Below are 17,050 nucleotides of genomic sequence, written 5' to 3' on the forward strand. Positions count from 1 at the left end.
AATAAGCAACCAGCCAAGCTATTGGGCCGGTGGCACTAGCAGCGCATAGTCGCCCACCATACGCTCTTGATAGCCGTAGGGCAGCAGCAACTGGCGCAAGTAGGCATGCACGGGTTGTTTACAATAAGCAGGACTGATGACAAAGGCGGCGGGCTTGTAAACGCGAAAAAAAGCTTCCATCTGCTCAGCAGTGGGAGGGGCCGGCTGCACCGAATCGGGCCGGGTCTGCACGCTGAGCAGGGCATGCAACACGGGCTGTTGGTCCAGCGAGGCGAAATACGCAGGCGGCAGCCGCGAAAGGTAGCCGATGGGCAGCTTTTTGTGGTGCAGCGTTTGGTAAAACATCTGCTCCGATTCCATGCGTCCCACTTGCCGGAAGCCATCGATGATGCCCAGTGGAATGGGAATGAGCGTAGTACCGGGCAGTCGGGCCACTTCCCGGAACACGGGCGGAATAGTGGCCGCCGAGGCCAGCACGTAGGGCTGGGGCCAGTATTCCGCCAACACCACGGCCGCCAACAACACGCTCATAGCTAACTGAATGGAGACACGCAGCCGCCCGCGCCACGCCGCCTCCAACGCGCTAAGCGTGACAATGGGCAGCAGCAACCCAATCATCATCACCCAGCGGGTAGGGCAGCGGATGTTGTTGAAGAACGGAACGAAGTGCAACACGGCCGTGGGCATGTTCAATTCCTCGTAGCCGTGAATGCGGAGCGTCGGCACGGTAAGCACCAGAAACCCCACCAGCACCCAGGCCAGGGGGCGCCCCTGCTCATCGGCAAAGCGCTGCGAAACAGGCCGCCATCGGAACAGCCGCAGGGCCCAGAGCACCATAGCCAGCAGCGGCAGCGCAAAGCCGATAAACAGCGTGTTTTCGATGGACCCCGGCGACAAGAATACGGCGGGGTCGTGCGTCAGTTTCGCTGCCCAGGGGCCGTACAGCAAGCGGCTGGTGGGCGGCGGAACGAAGTAGGAAGCGACATCGCCACCCCACCACAGGCCGCTGTTTTCATCAAAGCGCAGCAGGCGCAGCTTCCGAATAAAAAGGCTGCTGCCCAGCAGAATAACGGCCAACGCCAGCCACGCCCGGTGCCCGCGCCACCGCACCTGCCCCATGCGAAACCAGAACCACAGCGCGTAGAATAGCGAGAAATAGAGGAGCCCGAACAGCACGTAGTAGTCGCAGAACAACGTAAAGATGCCAAGAACCAGGCAGCCCACCACGGCGCGCCAACTGCGCACCAGCGGCATTCGCGGACCTTCTCGAAACGTAAAAGCCCGCAAAAACAGCAGCACGTAAAACGGTACCGTGGCCGTGAGAACCAGCGTGTAATGCTCGGGGAGGCGTTGGAGCTTATAGGGCGAATAAGCGAAAATGAACCCCGCCAGCAGGCAGAGCACCGGGCTGGCCACCCAGCGCCGGGCCAGCAGGTAGGCCCCGGCGCCCGACAGCGCGTAGCTCAGCAGCAGCACCACGTTGATGGCCAACATGGCATTGCCCAGCACCAAGCTCAGCAAGCCCATGATGGGCGCATAGGAATGTAGCAGGAGACCCGTGTGGCGCGGGTAAAACAGCCAGTCGGTAACGTACGGGTTGTGCCCACTCAGCACGGCTTCGCGGAAGTGCCACACGTTCCAGATAAACACATAGGAATCGCTGCCGGGCACGACCGGAAACGCAGCCGAGAATGTGGCCGCCAATGGCCAGGTAAACACCCCAAACCAGGGCCCATAAAAAGCCAATAGCAGCAGCAGGCGCAGCCCGTTTTTCATGTAGTGTTAAGGTAGAGCCGCCGCGCTTCTGCAGGCATTGCATTGCTGGCCGCTGCAAAGGTAGCGGCTTGGCCCGCCCGCTTTGCCCGGCAATGCTTTGGCAAGCCCGGCCGCCCGGCCGTAGATTAGCAGCTGTAACCAAGCGCCCCCGCCCATGATAACCCGCCCTTTTAATTTTCAGAAATGGATTGACGAACACCGGCATTTGCTGAAGCCCCCCGTGGGCAACCAGCAGGTGTTCAAAGACAACCAGGACTTTATTGTGATGGTGGTGGGCGGCCCCAATGCCCGCAAGGACTACCACGTGGACGCCGGCGAGGAGTTGTTCTGGCAGATTGAGGGCACCATGACCGTGAAAATCATCGAGGACGGCCAGCCCGTTGACATCACCATTGGGCCGGGCGAGATGTTCCTGCTTCCGCCTTATGTGCCGCACTCGCCGCGTCGCCCGGCGGGCACCGTGGGCCTGGTGCTGGAGCGCTACCGCGCTACCGACGAGCCGGATGGCTTCCAGTGGTACTGCGAAAACTGCGGGCACAAGCTCTACGAAGAGTTTGCAGAAATTACCGACATCGTGGCCCAATTGCCGCCCATCATGAACCGCTTCTGGGCCAACGACGACTTGCGTACCTGCAAAAACTGCGGCACCTACATGGAAGCCCCTGCCCCAGTGGCTGGCTAGGCCAAAACCCTTCGCTATCAATGGAATACTTACCGACAAAGACAGACCCGCTTCCTAAAAACAGTACCTTCTTCACGCTGAACCTTTTGCGGCTGCCCGGCGGCTGGTTGCGCCGTTCTCACACGTTCTACATCTGCCTGGTGGTTTCGCTGGTGCTGATGGCGGGTACCATGCGGGCCGCCCGCTGGAACATTAATCAGGTGTTCGTGAGCGACATGGGCGGCTATTACCTGTACCTGCCTTCCGCGTTTTTGCTGAACGACCTGGGCAACGGGCAGTGGGGACTGGCCGCTTCGCGCGCGCACCAGCCCCAAACCGACCAGGTAACCAATATGGTGACGCTGCCTAACGGCAAGGTGGTCTATAAGTACACGATGGGCATGGCGGTGGCCTACTCGCCGTTTTTCTTTCTGGCCCGCGGCATTTACTACGCCCAGGGCCGGCGGGTGACTACTGGCTACGAATACGGGTACCAATTCGCCATCACGTGGGGCTGCGTGGCCTACGTGCTGCTGGGGCTGTGGGTGCTGGGCCGGGAATTGCGTCGCTATTTCAGCGACCAGGCGGCGGCCCTGACGGTGCTTATCATCTTGCTGGGGACCAACTTGTTCACCTACACGTCCAACGAGACGATAATGTCGCACGGCACCTTGTTTCTGCTCGCCGTGCTGCTGCTGCGCTACACCCGGCGCTGGTACGAGCAAAACCCCAGTCGCTGGACCGATGCGCTGTGGCTGGGGGGCGTGGGCGGACTGCTGGTGCTCATCCGGCCTTCGGAGCTGATGCTGCTGGGCGTGCCCGTGCTGTGGGGCCTAGACAGCCGGACGGCCGTGGCCGGGCGCCTGCGTTTCTGGCGGCAGCGCTGGGGTCAGGCCCTGCTCATCGTCGGGTTGGTGGTGCTCGTTGCCGGGCAGCAGCTGGTGTTCTGGCGGCTGGTAGGCGGGCAATGGTCCGTGCCGTTCTACAAAGGCGAAGGGTTTAATTTTGCTGACCCGCACATCATTGATGGCGTGTTTAGCTTTCGCAAAGGCTGGCTGGTGTACTCGCCCTTGATGGCGCTGTCGCTGGTGGGCATTGCGTGGGCACGGCGCTGGGCCGCACCGGCTTGGCCGGTGCTGCTGGTTTTAACGCCGGTGTACTTTTACGTCACGTTTTGCTGGTGGAACTGGGAATACGGCGGCAGCTACGGTGGGCGGGCCCTCATCAGCCTCTACCCGGTGCTGGCCTTTGGGATGGCGGCGTTCTGGCAGCGGTGGCTGGGGCCGTTTCGCTTAGCGTGGTTCCCACCGGTGCTGCTGCTGCTGCTGCTGAGCATCATTCAAAACTACCAATACCTCGTGATGCTCCTGAGCTGCTGCGACATGTCGTGGGAGAAATACAAAGACCATTTTCTGGTGCTCAGCTGGCCCCATTGAGGCAGGCACAGTGCCCGTCCAGTTGCCACCCCCTGCCCCGCCCCGCCCGTGCTTTCCATCGACATTCACACCCACATTTTGCCCGAGCGCTGGCCTGACCTGCGCGAGCGGTACGGCTACGGCGGCTTCATCCGCCTCGACCACCACAAGCCCTGCTGCGCCCGCATGATGCAGGACGACAAGTTCTTCCGCGAGGTGCAGGACAATTGCTGGGACCCCGCCGTGCGCCTGCGCGAGTACGACCAGTTGGGCGTGCAGGTGCAGGTGCTGAGCACCGTGCCCGTCATGTTCAGCTACTGGGCCCAACCGCTTGACTGCCTTGACCTGAGCCAGCTGCTCAACGACCACATTGCCGACGTGGTGCGGCGCTACCCCACCCGCTTTGTGGGCCTGGGCACTATTCCGATGCAGGCGCCCGACCTGGCCATTCGGGAGTTGGAGCGCTGCATGAAAATCGGCCTGGCCGGCGTGCAGATTGGTTCGCATATCAACGACTGGAACCTCGACGCGCCGGAGCTTTTCGAGGTTTTCGCGGCGGCCGAGGAGTTGGGCGCCTGCGTTTTCGTGCATCCGTGGGACATGATGGCCCAGCAAAAAATGCCCAAGTACTGGCTGCCTTGGCTGGTGGGCATGCCCGCCGAAAGCACCCTGGCGCTGTGCTCGCTGATATTCGGCGGGGTGCTGGAGCGGCTGCCCAACCTGCGCGTGGCGGTGGCCCACGGCGGGGGCTCGTTTGCCAGCACCATCGGGCGCATCGAGCACGGCTGGCAGGTGCGGCCCGATTTGTGCGCCATCGACAACCCGCACAACCCGCGCAAGTACCTGGGCAAGTTCTGGGTCGACTCGCTGGTGCACGACCCGCTCATGCTTGATTACTTGGTGAAAACGCTGGGCGCCGACAAAATCACGCTGGGCACCGACTACCCTTTTCCGCTGGGCGAGCTGGAGCCGGGCCAGCTCATCAAATCCATGCCGTTTTCGGACGACATCAAAGCCCAAATGCTGGGCCAGAATGCGCTGGACTGGCTGGGGCTGGCCCGTGAGCGGTTTGGGCCGGTTGGCACGAGTGCCCCGAATTTTCAATTCGGCTCGCGTTGAACGGCTAAAATTGAACGGGCCGAATTAAAAATTCGGGGTACTCGTGCTAAGCGGATGCCATAACCTTTTGTTAGCATCGGCAAGGGCTTTGGGCCGACCTTTGCGGCCATGACTGCCCCGCTTACCCTTGCCTCCGCGGCCGAGCTTGACGCCGCCGACCCCTTAGCTCCTTTCCGCGAGGAGTTTCACATTCCCCCGGGCCCCGACTGGAAACCGAGCGCCTACTTCTGCGGCAACTCGCTGGGCTTGCTGCCCAAGGCCGTGCAGGGGGCCCTGGAGCAGGTGCTGGCCGACTGGGCGCGTCTGGGTGTCGAGGCCCATTTCGATGGCTCCTCGCCCTGGATGCATTACCACGAAACCCTTGCCGACGCCACGGCCCGGCTGGTGGGCGCCAAGCCCATCGAAGTAGTGGTAATGAACAACCTGACGGTGAACCTGCACCTGCTGATGGTGTCGTTTTACCGGCCCACGGCCACGCGCTACAAGATTTTGATGGAAGGCGGCGCCTTCCCCTCCGACCAGTACGCCATGGAAAGCCAGGCCCGCCTGCACGGCCTTGCCCCCGACGACGCCATTGTGGAGCTGGTGCCCCGCCCCGGCGAGCACACCCTGCGCACCGAGGATATTGAAGCGAAGATTCAGGAGCTGGGCGACTCGCTGGCCACCGTTCTCATCGGCGGGGTAAACTACTACACCGGACAGGCGTTCGACATGGCGGCCATCACGAAGGCCGGCCACGCCGTGGGCGCCTACGTAGGCTTCGACCTGGCCCACGCCGCCGGCAACCTGCACTTGCAGCTGCACGACTGGGATGTGGACTTTGCCTGCTGGTGCACCTACAAATACCTGAACTCCGGTCCTGGCGGCACCTCGGGCGTGTTTGTGCACGAGCGGTTTGCCAACCGCCCCGACCTGGTGCGCCTGGCCGGCTGGTGGGGCCACGACCCCAGCGTGCGCTTCCAGATGAAAAAAGGCTTCCGGCCCATGCCCGGTGCCGCCGGCTGGCAGCTCTCCAACGCCCAGATTTTCCCGATGGCCATTCACCGCGCCAGCCTCGAAACGGTGGACCGGGCCGGCGGCATGGCGGTGCTGCGCCGCAAGAGTGAGCAGCTCACCGCCTACCTCGAATCCCAGATTTGGGCGCTGGAACTCCCGGCTTCCCAGCTCGAAATCATCACGCCGACCGACCCCGCCCAGCGCGGCTGTCAGCTCTCGATACTGGTGCACCAGCGCGGCCGCGAGCTGTTCGATTTCCTGGCGGCCCAAGGCATCATCGCCGACTGGCGCGAGCCCAATGTCATCCGGCTGGCACCCGTGCCGCTCTATAATTCGTTTGAGGACGTGGCGCGGGTAGGTGAAGCGCTCCGTCAGTTTTTTAGGTGAAAGGCAAAAGGTGAGCGTTAAACCCGCCGGCTGGGTTCTCCAGCAGTCAATTTCAACTCGTATTCATTTCCTTCTTAATTTTTAACGCTCACCTCTTAACCCTCCCTAATGGAAGATTACGCCGCCAAGATGCTGCTCAAAACCGACGCAGCCCTGCGCGAATACGTGACCGGCCATGGCCAATACCGCGAGGCCGCCGTGCTGGCTGCGCTTGACGAGTTGCGCCGCCGCGGCCAGCCGGCGCCAGAAGAAGCCGCGCTACGCCCAGGGCTCGAAGCCGCCGCGCGGCGTTTTCAGGAGGAAGCCGCCCAGGCCGAGCGCCTGCGCACCGTAGCGGCCGAGGAAGTGGCCCCTGCTACAAGCCCGGCGCTGTATTCGCCGGTCACGATTATGCTGTTTTCCATGCTGCCCACCTCCACCATGCTCACGGGCGGGGTGCTGATGTGCATGAATCTGTACCGACTCGGGAAAAAGCGGGCCACGCTGGGCTTGGCCTTGTTCATTATTGCCTACCTGTTTGTGGCGTCAACGCTGGTGAACTGGGCCGTCTTTCAGCAAGGGTTGAATCCCGTGTGGGGCATTCTGCTGTTCAACCTGCCAGCGGCGCTGGCCTACGTGCTGTGGTTTTGGCCGCGTTACGTGGGCGCCACGCCTTTCCGCAACCGGAGCGTGCTGATGCCCATTTTGGTGTGCATGCTGCTAATGTGGGGCCTGAAACAGCTCACGCCCTACCTCATAAAGCAACAGCCCAAAGAAGTGCGCCAGGAAATGGAGAAAATGATGGCGCGCTAAGCGGATACTTATGGCTTTGCTGCCCCTGCTTCGGCCCCAGGCCGACCTGCTTTTCGACCCGGCTTTTATGCCCGCCCCGGAGGCCGATGCCCTGCTCGCGCAGCTCACCGCCGAAGTCGGCTGGGAGCAGCGGGCCATCCGCCTGTTTGGGCAGGAAATTCCGCAGCCGCGCCTCACCGCCTGGTATGGCGACGCGGCTGCCCGCTACACCTATTCCGGTCTCAGCTGGGAGCCCCGGCCCTGGCTGCCAGCCCTGGCAGCGCTACGCCAGCGCATTGAAATTGCCAGCAGCGCCCGCTTCAACAGCGTGCTCCTGAACCTGTACCGCAACGGCCATGACAGCATGGGCTGGCACGCCGACGACGAACCTGAGCTCGGCCCAGCGCCCACCATTGCTTCGCTCAGCCTGGGCGCTACGCGCCGTTTTCGGCTGCGGCCCCGCGCAGGCTTGGCGGCCGCTCCTTTTGCCATCGACCTGCCCAGCGGCAGCCTTCTGCTCATGCGCGGGGCCACCCAGCAGCACTGGCAGCACGCCCTGCCCAAAACGGCCAAGCCCATTGGCCCGCGCCTGAACCTGACGTTCCGGCTGGTGGCCAGCGCCGGCTAGTAGCGAATGCCGGGGTGCCCGCACAGGCGGGGGCAAAAGCCCGCGCCCACTTCGTAGTCGCCCACCCGTAACACAGAAACGGCTACGTATTCGAGCAAAGGCGCTGGGGCATATTTGAGCGCCTCCAGGGTTCGGCTCACTCCACGGAAAGCGGCCGGAGGCTCGTCAGCGGGAGGCTGCTCGGCCAAGGGAGCAACGGGCTTTTTCTTGGACCGGGGAAAACGGGCATTGCGAAACATAAGCTGAGAACGAAAAGAGTGAAAAGAACGATTTAAACTCAACCGTAGTCAGCGTTGCAACGCTGCGGCACTCGACTGTTTACAAGTAGCGTACCAAGCTGCCGATACGGTTCAGCTTCGATTTATCAGCTAATTGTTGAAAAACTGAAACGGCCTTTTCTAGCCCAGACAGTGAAGCTGTTTAGAAAGTCTGATTTGCCTACACGTCTGTCATCCTGAGCGCAGCGAAGGACCTTATCACGTCAGAACAACGCCTATTCTGACGTGATAAGGTCCTTCGCTGCGCTCAGGATGACAACGATTTTGACTTTCTAAACAGCTTCAGTGGCAAAAAGCTCGTTTGGCAGACATAAAAAAATCCCGGCCATTTACTGGTCGGGACGAGTTTGGACTGTCATTTTTTCTATCCCGTCGAGCACTTAGCTGGCGCTGCGGGGCGGTGGTGGCCCCTGCTGGGGCGCCGGTTCTGTATGACAGGCAGGAAACCGGTGGCGTTAGGCGCTGCCTCAAGAGTTGGTGGGCCGGTGACAGTTTGCTTGCTTTTCGTGCCGCTTTCCTGGTTCCTCACGGCACCCACAGCCTGGGTTAGTACCGGATATCGGGGTGGCCCACCAGTTGCGGGTCGGCTTCTTCGCCCACCACAAAATCGCCGACCACCAGGACGGGAGAAGGTACCTGGATGGGCACAAATACCGGCACTGTGCGGCGCCAGGCGGCGGTGCTTGGTTTAAAGCGCGCAGCCGCTGTCAGGGGTAGCACTATTAAAATAGCGCGGCGGCTGGCGGTGCGGCAGCGCCACCGCATGTACCCTACGCGCTTGTAACGGAATCGGAAATGCGTCATAGCAGAAAGTAGTTTAGTTCTAATTCGTCAAAGGTCCGCCACGGGTTGCCTGCATGGGGGTTTTTCCGACTAGTCATATAAAATACTCGCTGAGTGCAACCCAAGCAACGACGGGAATTTGCCGGGGCCAGCCAAAGCGCCAGCGCCGTTGTAGTTTCGCTGCCCCACCACCGTTGTTTGCTTTCCCGCGCATGTCCTCCTCCTCGCCCTTGCCGCCTACTGCCGAGCCCCTCACCGTGATGGGGGCCGGCTTGGTGGGCTCGTTGCTCTCGCTGTATCTGGCCCGGCGCGGCCATCCGGTGCGGGTATTTGAGCGCCGCGCCGACCCGCGCCGGGCCGGGTTTCAGGAAGGCCGTTCTATCAATTTGGCCCTGTCGGACCGCGGCTGGCGGGCACTGGGCGGCGTGGGCGTGGCCAACGACATTCGCCAGGTATGCATTCCGATGACCGGCCGCGTGATGCACGACGTGCACGGCAACCTGACGCGCCAGCCCTACGGCCACGAGGGCCAGGCCATCTATTCGGTAAACCGCGGCCACCTCAACCGCCGCCTGCTCGACCTGGCCGAAGCCCAGACCGGCGTGGAATTGCATTTCGGCCAGCAATGCCTCGGCATCGACCTCAAAAAGCAGGAATTGCACCTGCTGGATACTGCTACGCAGCAGGAACACCACGTGCCATATACCCGCCTGTTTGGCACCGATGGGGCCTTTTCGGCGGTGCGCAGCGCCTTGCAGCGCACCGACCGCTACGACTATTCGCAGGAATACCTGGAGTATGGCTACAAGGAGCTGACCATCGAGGCCGGCCCCGGCGGAGCTTGGCAGCTGGAGAAAAACGCCCTGCACATCTGGCCGCGCGGCCAGTACCTGATGATTGCGCTGCCCAACCTGAACGGCTCTTTCAACTGCACCCTGTTTTTTCCCTACGAAGGAGCCGAGAGCTTCGCGGCCCTGCAAACGCCGGCCGATGTGACGGCTTTTTTCACCCGCGTTTTTCCGGATGCCGTGCCCATGATGCCGGACCTGACCAAGGAATTTTTTGAGCACCCCACGGGCTCGTTGGTCACTATTCGCTGTTTCCCGTGGAAATACGCGGACGATGTGCTGCTGCTCGGCGACGCGGCCCACGCCATCGTGCCTTTCTACGGGCAAGGCATGAACGCCGGCTTCGAGGATTGCAGCGTGCTCAACGAGCTGCTCGACCAGCACGGCGACGCCGACTGGGCCGCGGTTTTTGCCGAGTTTCAGCAGCAGCGCAAGCCCAACAACGACGCCATGGCCGACCTGGCCGTGTACAACTTCGTGGAGATGCGCGACCGGGTGGCCGACCCACGCTTCCTGCTCCAAAAGAAGCTGGAAGCCAAAATTTCGGCCCAATTCCCTGGCCGCTGGACGCCGCTCTACTCGCAGGTCACGTTTTCGCACACGCCCTACGCCGAGGCCTGGGCCGCTGGTCAGCGCCAGGATGCCATCATGGCCCGCCTCATGCCCCATATCCAAACCGAGGCCGATTACGACACGCCCGCCGTGCAGGCGCTGGTGCAGCAGGAAATGGGCCGTTAGGCCTAGCGCAGGGCCAGTTCTGTCCCGTCGAGGGAAAAGGCGGTGCCGTTCAGCTGCTGGCGCAGCACGGCGTAGGTGTTGTGCTGGCTGGCCGTCAGCACGCTGTGGATGGCCAGCAGGTATTCGTGCCGGACCAGGGTGGCGGTGGCGGTGGTAGCGGCCAGCGCCAGTGCCGTCCGCTCGGCCAGGGTGTAGCAGGCCACGGCGTGCCGCTGCACATTGCTCAGCACCAGGGCATCGCTCAGGTAAGCGGCAATGCGGCCGGCTTCGCGCACCTGCGGGGCAAAGCTCGGGGCAGCGGTTTCGTTGCGGGCTTCGTCTTCGGCGGCGGTTAGGGCTTTGGGCCGGTGATGAGCTCCGGCAAAGGTGCTGCTGGCCAGCAGGACTGCCAGGGGCCCTACAATTTGCTTAAAACGCATGATAACGGAACGAAGAAGTAGAACCCAAACAGCTAGTTCAGGCTGTGATATTTATGGAAAACAAAGCTAAACCGTAGATTCATACCGTATGCCTGGCGAAGTCTAATTGTCGAATTTTGCCCACTAAGTGGTTACTTTATGTCGGCGAATGAACAATTTGCTAGTTTAGCCGCTTAGCGCACTATGCTCTTCCCCTCCTTCTATGTTAACATGCGCCATCATTGATGATGACGAAATCAATCGTCTGACTCTCGAACATTACGTTGAGCTTTCGCCCAATCTGAAATTGGTCGCTTCGCTGGCCGATGGCATTGCCGGCCTCACTTTCTTTCGGGAAGGCAACCGCGTCGATGTGCTGTTTTTAGATATTGAGATGCCGCACCTGAGCGGCTTGGAGCTGTTGCGGGTGCTCACCGACCCGCCCGAAGTCATCATCACCACCGCTCGGCAGGACTTTGCCGTGGATGCTTTTGAGCTGCGCGTGACGGATTACCTGGTGAAGCCGTTCGATTTTGCCCGCTTCACGCAGGCCGTGCAGCGGGTGCAGCCCCGCCAGAGCTCGGCCCCGCCGGCCCCCAGCCCCACCGATGCGCCGGCCAATGCCGACCTGTTTGTGAAGGTGAACAGCCGCATGGTGCGCATCAATTTCGACGAAGTCCTGTACGTAGAGGCCCTGTCGGACTACGTTAACATCGTCACGGCCAAGCACAAATACATTGTGTACACCACCCTCAAGGCGCTCGAAAACCGGCTGGCGGTGTTTCCCAATTTTGTGCGGGTACACCGCAGCTACCTGCTCAACTGCCAGCACATCGAATCCATTGAGGACAACACGGCCAACCTGCGCGGCGGCCATTTTGTGCCCATCGGCAAGTCCTACCAGGAAGGATTTTATAAGAGCTTGCAGCGGATTTAATATTGATAGCCCAGAGCCAAGACGTGAGGAAAACAATGTCTTGGCTCTGGGCTCTTGGTTCTAACCTCTTGGCTCTGCTAGCTGCTTATACCCCGGCAGCTCGTAGAACGGGCGCAACAACTGCACCACGTCCAGGGCATCGGCCAGGGCTTCGTGGGCCACGTCACGCCCCAGGCCGGCGCGGGCTTTGCAGATGCTCAGAGTGGGCAGGCGCGAGTCTTTGTGCCAGTTGAGGTAGAAGGCGGCCGGGTCGAGCATGGCCGGCTCGGCACGCACGAGAGCCCCGTACCCCGGCAATTCTTTGAGGAAGCCCAGGTCGAAAACGGCGATGTTTTTGCCGGCCATCGTCACGGCCACGCAATCCTGCTTGTCGGGTTTGAAGCCGTGCGCCAGCAGAAACTCCCGTAGTTGGGGCAACAGCTCGTCGGGCGTGCACAGCTCAGGATTGGCATCTTTGCGGGCCAGTTCCTCGAGCAGGCGGGCGTTTAGTGCCAGGGCGCCGGCCGTGCCCACGTATTCGGGGTGGCGCACCACGCGCCGAAAGCTCGGCAGCTCGGCCAGCGGCAGGGGGCGGCGGCTGTCTTCGATGACGGCGGCCAGCTCCAGCACCTGGTGGCGGCGTGGGTTGGAGCCGGAGGTTTCGAGGTCGAGGGAAAGGTAGCGCATGGTGGCAAAGTACGAACCCGGGCCGCCGGCTGCCGCACTCCTTAGCCGCCAAACACTTTTTTCAGCAGCTCGGTGGTGCGGGCCACGGGGTTTTGGCGAATGTTGGCTTCTTCCTGGGCAATGAGCGTGAACAACCCGTCGATGGCCTTGCCGGTAGCGTACTGGTTAAGGTCGGTTTGCACGGGCTGCACCAGCGGCAGCTTGTTGTAGGTGGTGCTCAGCTGGGTGTAGTATCTGGTAGCGCCCACTTTGTCGAGGCTTTGCTGAATGATGGGCTGAAAGGCCGTGGTGAGCTGGCCGGTGGTGGTGCGTTTCAGGTACTGGGTGGCGGCGTCTTTCTGGCCGCTCAGAATGTTCCACACATCGGTGAAGGTGAGGCCTTTGATGGCATTCAGGAAAATGGGCTTGGCGCTTTTGGCGGCGTCCTCGGCCCCGCGGTTCAAACTGAGTTCAAAGGCGTCGACCTGACTGCCCAGGCCGATGGCCCGCAGCCGGGTGGCCACCTTCTGGGCATCGGGCGGGAAGGGGATGCGAATGAGCGAATTCAGGTTGAAGCCATCGGTTTGGGAGGCTTGGTCGGCCCCTTTGCTGATGCCCTGGATGAGGGCTTCTTTGAGGCCATTGGCCGCTTCGGTATTGGAAACGCCGCCGGTGCCGGCAGTACCGGTTTTGCCCACGGTGGGCAGCTTGACGTTGCCGATTTTGGGAAGCGTGAACTGCGCCGAAGCGGATAATGAAACGGCCGACAATGCCAGCAACAGCAGGAAAACAGGTTTTCTCATCACATAAGAGGATAAACGAACGGCAAATCAATGCCGCATTTGTAATCACCAGCAGCATTGTGGAGTGCAAACCTAACCGCGACCCACCGGGCATTATCCTGTTATCGACCATTGGCGCACCTCCGGCGACCGGTGCCCCGCATTCATCGGTTGGGCGGCTTGGCGCCAGGCCCGGTTATGCGGCATTGGCTATATAGAATAAAAACTTCAGCGCCACAGTTTTGCGCGGAAGTTATAGCTTAGCAGAACCTTAAGCCTTTGGTATCCTTCCTTGCTATGAAAGCATTTCACGTTGCCGCTATTGTTTTGGGGTGCTCATTGGCACTTACACGGCCAGCTTTCAGCCAGGTGGCCGGTGCCGATGTTGACTTATCGGCTTCGGTTGCGGCGGCGCAACAGCCGTATGCCCGTGCCTTCGCAAGCCACCCACAGCTGTTGAACGGGCCCGAATACCTGGACTACGCCAAGCGCTACCACGCCCGCACCGGCCACCAGTTTTTTGGGGTGCCCGAAATGCAGGCCGGCAGCGTGGACTACAACGACCACCGTTTTGCCAATGTCCCGCTGGCTTACGACCTGGTGCTCGACCAAGTGGTGCTTTCCCCGCCAAACAGTCCGCTTACCCTGCGGCTCATCAACGAAAAAGTGCAGGCGTTTTCTATTGGCAGCCACCGATTCGTACGGCTGGTAGCCGACAGTTCTTCGGGCAAGGTTATCCGCACCGGTTACTACGAAGTGTTGGTCGACAAGCCGGTGCAGGTGTTGGCCAAGCGCACCAAGCGCATGCAGGAGCACCTGAACCAGCGCGCCATCGACGTCGAGTTTTCGTCCGCTGACCGGCTGTTTCTCTGCAAAGCGGGGCAGTACTATCCGGTCAGCAGCAAGTCGTCCATTGTCCGCTTGTTTGCCGACCACAGCAAGGAAGTTGCCAGTTACTTGCAGGAGCACCGGCTCCGGTTCAGCCGGGCACAGCGCGAAGCCTCGGCCGTGGCGCTGGCCACCTACTACAACACCCTCACCGTCCGTTAGCCCGTCCCCATCAGTGGCTGGCTTCTGCCGCCGGCTTCACCCTCTCCGCCGTTTCCTACCCGCCTCTATGCAACATATTTACCGGGCCATTTTCGCGCTTTGTTTTGGCTTGCTGTGTTTGCCCGGCTACGGGCAGCAGGCCGAGAAAACCATCACCGGCACCTTCACCCGCCTGCGCTTCGAGCAGTTTGCGACCCAGGTAGAAGCCCAGACCAACTTTCACTTTTACTTCGACCCCAAGACAGTCGATAGTTTGTTTGTGACGGTAGAGGCGCAGGCGCAGCCGCTACGCGCCGTGCTCTACAAAGCCCTGCAGAACACGAATTTCCGCTTCGCCATCGACGATGAGAACCGCGTGTTTGTGACGGCCGGCGCGGCCATCAACCCCACGCTGCCCGGCGAATTTTATGATGCAAAGGCGGCCGGCCCCGGCACTGCCCTGGCCGATGACCCCACCGAAGCCGGCACCCCGGGCCGCTCACACCTCGTGAGTGCATCGGAATACAAAGTGTATGAGATTGGGGGGCCGGGCAGCGGAAGCGGCAAGGCCACGCTGGCCGGCCACATCCGCGACCAGAAAACCGGCGAGCCCATGATTGGGGCTTCCATTTACTCCGAGTCGCCGAACATCGGGGCCAGCACCGACCCGTTTGGCTACTTTTCGCTGACGCTGCCGGTGGGCCGCTACGACTTAAAAATCCGAGGCGTGGGCATCAAAAACACCAAGCGGCAGGTGGTGCTGCGCGGCGATGGCAAGCTGGAAATTGAGGTGGAGGAAGACATCGTGACGCTGAAGGAAGTGGTGATTGAGGCCGAAAAGGACAAGAACGTATCGGGCATGCAAATGGGACTGGAGAAGCTGGACATCAAAACCATGCGCCAGGTACCCACGGCTTTTGGCGAAACCGATATTCTGCGCGTTATCATGACCTTGCCGGGGGTGAAAACCGTGGGCGAAGGCAGCACCGGCCTCAACGTGCGCGGCGGCGCCACCGACCAGAACCTGATTCTGTTCAACGATGCTACCATCTACAACCCTTCGCACCTGTTCGGCTTTTTCTCGGCCTTCAATCCCGATATTTTGCAGGGCGTGGAGCTCTATAAAAGCGCCATTCCGGCCAAGTACGGCGGGCGCCTGGCGTCGGTGCTGGACATTACCACCCGCGAGGGCAACAAGAAAAAGCTGGCCGGCTCCGGCGGCATCGGGCCGCTCACCAGCCGCCTCACACTGGAAGGCCCGCTGGTGAAAGACAAAAGCTCGTTCATCGTGAGCGGGCGCGCCAGCTATTCCGACTGGATTCTGAAGCAGCTCTCGGACAAGAACTTCGCGCAAAGCTCGGCCGCGTTCTACGACATCACGGCCCACATCAGCCACGAGTTCAACGAGAAAAATTCGCTCTACGCCACCGGCTATTTCAGCTCCGACCGGTTCCGGCTGGCCAGCGACACCACCTACCACTACACCAACCAGACGGCGACCCTGAAGTGGCGGCACAACTTCACCAACCAGCTCTACGGCGTGCTGACCGGCACCTACAGCCACTACGCCTACGACGTAACCACCACGAAAAACGAGGTGACGGCTTCGCAGCTCAAATACGCCATTGGCCAGACCGGCCTGCGGGCCGATTTCAGCTACTTCCCCAACGCGCGGCACACCGTCGACTTTGGCGCCAGCTCGCTGCTGTATGACATTGCGCCGGGCAGCTTCACGCCGCTGGGCGCGAAGTCGTTGATAAAAACCAACATTCTGGGGCAGGAAAAAGCCCTGGAAAGCGCCCTGTATGCATCGGACAAGTTCGACATCACGCCACGTTTTTCGGTGTCGGTCGGCTTGCGCTACTCGTTTTTTCAGGCGCTGGGGCCGCGCGAGGTGTACCAGTACGCCCCCGGCGAGGCGCGCTCCGAAGCCACCATCATCGATACGGTCCGGTACGCCTCGAACAAGGTGCTGGCCACGTACCACGGCCCGGAATACCGCCTCTCGACGCGCTACTCGCTCAGCGACAACTCGTCGGTAAAGGCAAGCTACACCCGCACCCGCCAGTACATTCACCAGCTCACGAACACGGCCTCGGTGTCGCCGACCGACGTGTGGAAGCTGAGCGACAACAACATCCGGCCCCAGGTGGGCGACCAGTACTCCATCGGCTATTACCGCAATTTCAAGGCGAACACGATTGAGTTTTCCATTGAAACCTATTACAAGACACTCCGCGACTTTGTGGACTACAAGAGCGGGGCCACGCTGGTGCTCAACCACCACATCGAAACCGACATCATCAACGCCGAAGGCAAGGCCTACGGGGTGGAGTTTTTTGTGAAAAAGCTCACCGGCAAGCTCAACGGCTGGGTGGGCTACACCTATTCCCGCTCGTTGGTGCAGGTGAACGCGGCCACCACCTCCGACATGGTGAACGGCGGCAACTACTACCCCAGCAATTTCGACAAGCCCCACGACGTGACGCTGGTGGGCAACTACCGCTTCAGCCGCCGCTTCAGCACGTCGCTGAACTTCAACTACAGCACGGGCCGCCCCATTACGCTGCCGCTGGCCAAATACTACCTTGGCAATTCGCTGCGCGTGTACTACTCGGACCGCAACGAGTACCGCGTGCCCGACTACTACCGCGTCGACTTAGCGTTCAACATAGAGGGCAGCCACAAGGTGAAAAAGCTGGCCCACAGCTCCTGGACGGTGGGGGTGTATAACCTCACTGGCCGCCGCAATCCCTATTCCATCTATTTCAAGTCGGTGAATGGGCAAATCAAGGGTTATCAGTTATCCATTTTCGGCCAGCCCATCCCGACCGTCACTTACAATTTCAAATTCTAAAG

Annotated in this window: 16 protein-coding genes; 10 read left to right on the top strand and 6 right to left on the bottom strand. The window is 61.0% G+C overall.

From position 1 onward, the window contains the following. Positions 1-18 precede the first annotated feature (18 nt). Positions 19-1,776 (bottom strand): glycosyltransferase family protein, encoded by a 1,758-nt coding sequence (locus JKL48_RS01485; RefSeq protein ID WP_201977656.1) that lies wholly within the window; start codon positions 1,774-1,776, stop codon positions 19-21. A gap of 154 nt (positions 1,777-1,930) precedes the next feature. On the opposite strand from JKL48_RS01485, the gene JKL48_RS01490 reads away from it, so the two are divergent. The 6 genes from JKL48_RS01490 (at position 1,931) to JKL48_RS01515 (ending at position 7,753) form a co-directional block, all read left to right on the top strand. Then, entirely contained in the window at positions 1,931-2,458 is a 528-nt protein-coding gene (locus JKL48_RS01490; protein WP_201977658.1) for a 3-hydroxyanthranilate 3,4-dioxygenase, read from the top strand. A 107-nt stretch (positions 2,459-2,565) separates the two neighbouring features. Beyond that, on the top strand, positions 2,566-3,873 hold the full coding sequence (locus JKL48_RS01495) for a hypothetical protein (RefSeq protein ID WP_201977660.1): 1,308 nt from the start codon (positions 2,566-2,568) through the stop codon (positions 3,871-3,873). Positions 3,874-3,921: 48 nt separating this feature from the next. Further along, on the top strand, positions 3,922-4,971 hold the full coding sequence (locus JKL48_RS01500) for an amidohydrolase family protein (RefSeq protein ID WP_201977662.1): 1,050 nt from the start codon (positions 3,922-3,924) through the stop codon (positions 4,969-4,971). A gap of 108 nt (positions 4,972-5,079) precedes the next feature. Then, positions 5,080-6,354 (top strand): kynureninase, encoded by a 1,275-nt coding sequence (gene kynU, locus JKL48_RS01505; protein ID WP_201977664.1) that lies wholly within the window; start codon positions 5,080-5,082, stop codon positions 6,352-6,354. Positions 6,355-6,462: 108 nt separating this feature from the next. Further along, on the top strand, positions 6,463-7,146 hold the full coding sequence (locus JKL48_RS01510) for a hypothetical protein (RefSeq protein WP_201977666.1): 684 nt from the start codon (positions 6,463-6,465) through the stop codon (positions 7,144-7,146). Between the two features lie 10 nt (positions 7,147-7,156). Beyond that, entirely contained in the window at positions 7,157-7,753 is a 597-nt protein-coding gene (locus JKL48_RS01515) for an alpha-ketoglutarate-dependent dioxygenase AlkB family protein (protein ID WP_201977668.1), read from the top strand. Here JKL48_RS01515 and JKL48_RS01520 read toward each other — a convergent pair. Both JKL48_RS01520 and JKL48_RS01525 read right to left on the bottom strand, forming a co-directional pair. Then, a complete protein-coding gene (locus tag JKL48_RS01520; RefSeq protein ID WP_201977669.1) occupies positions 7,750-7,893 on the bottom strand; it encodes a hypothetical protein in 144 nt (47 codons plus the stop codon). The genes JKL48_RS01515 and JKL48_RS01520 overlap by 4 nt on opposite strands. 684 nt (positions 7,894-8,577) lie before the next feature. Further along, a complete protein-coding gene (locus tag JKL48_RS01525; RefSeq protein ID WP_201977670.1) occupies positions 8,578-8,835 on the bottom strand; it encodes a hypothetical protein in 258 nt (85 codons plus the stop codon). Between the two features lie 191 nt (positions 8,836-9,026). Here JKL48_RS01525 and JKL48_RS01530 point away from each other — a divergent pair, with 191 nt between their 5' ends. Then, the gene (locus tag JKL48_RS01530; protein WP_201977671.1) at positions 9,027-10,400 is read left to right on the top strand and encodes an FAD-dependent oxidoreductase; all 1,374 of its coding nucleotides are present in this window, start codon (positions 9,027-9,029) and stop codon (positions 10,398-10,400) included. Positions 10,401-10,402: 2 nt separating this feature from the next. On the opposite strand, the gene JKL48_RS01535 is transcribed toward JKL48_RS01530, so the two are convergent. After that, positions 10,403-10,819, bottom strand: coding sequence for a hypothetical protein (locus tag JKL48_RS01535; RefSeq protein ID WP_201977672.1), 417 nt, complete (start codon positions 10,817-10,819; stop codon positions 10,403-10,405). A 202-nt stretch (positions 10,820-11,021) separates the two neighbouring features. Between JKL48_RS01535 and JKL48_RS01540 the strand changes: the two genes are divergently transcribed. After that, positions 11,022-11,735 carry a LytR/AlgR family response regulator transcription factor gene (locus JKL48_RS01540; RefSeq protein ID WP_201977676.1) on the top strand — a complete coding sequence of 238 codons (714 nt, stop codon included), beginning with the start codon at positions 11,022-11,024 and terminating at the stop codon, positions 11,733-11,735. Positions 11,736-11,795: 60 nt separating this feature from the next. Here the strand turns inward: JKL48_RS01540 and JKL48_RS01545 are convergent, their stop codons facing one another. Continuing rightward, positions 11,796-12,401: a 3'-5' exonuclease gene (locus JKL48_RS01545; RefSeq protein ID WP_201977678.1), complete on the bottom strand. Its 606-nt coding sequence runs from the start codon at positions 12,399-12,401 to the stop codon at positions 11,796-11,798. Positions 12,402-12,442: 41 nt separating this feature from the next. Further along, on the bottom strand, positions 12,443-13,186 hold the full coding sequence (locus JKL48_RS01550; protein ID WP_394368840.1) for a DUF4197 domain-containing protein: 744 nt from the start codon (positions 13,184-13,186) through the stop codon (positions 12,443-12,445). 273 nt (positions 13,187-13,459) lie between these two features. Between JKL48_RS01550 and JKL48_RS01555 the strand changes: the two genes are divergently transcribed. Continuing rightward, positions 13,460-14,212, top strand: a complete 753-nt coding sequence (locus tag JKL48_RS01555; protein WP_201977683.1) for a hypothetical protein — start codon at positions 13,460-13,462, stop codon at positions 14,210-14,212. 67 nt (positions 14,213-14,279) lie between these two features. Continuing rightward, entirely contained in the window at positions 14,280-17,048 is a 2,769-nt protein-coding gene (locus JKL48_RS01560) for a TonB-dependent receptor (protein ID WP_201977685.1), read from the top strand. Positions 17,049-17,050: the final 2 nt, after the last annotated feature.

It is taken from the genome of Hymenobacter rubidus, from assembly GCF_016734815.1.
GTDB lineage: Bacteria > Bacteroidota > Bacteroidia > Cytophagales > Hymenobacteraceae > Hymenobacter > Hymenobacter rubidus.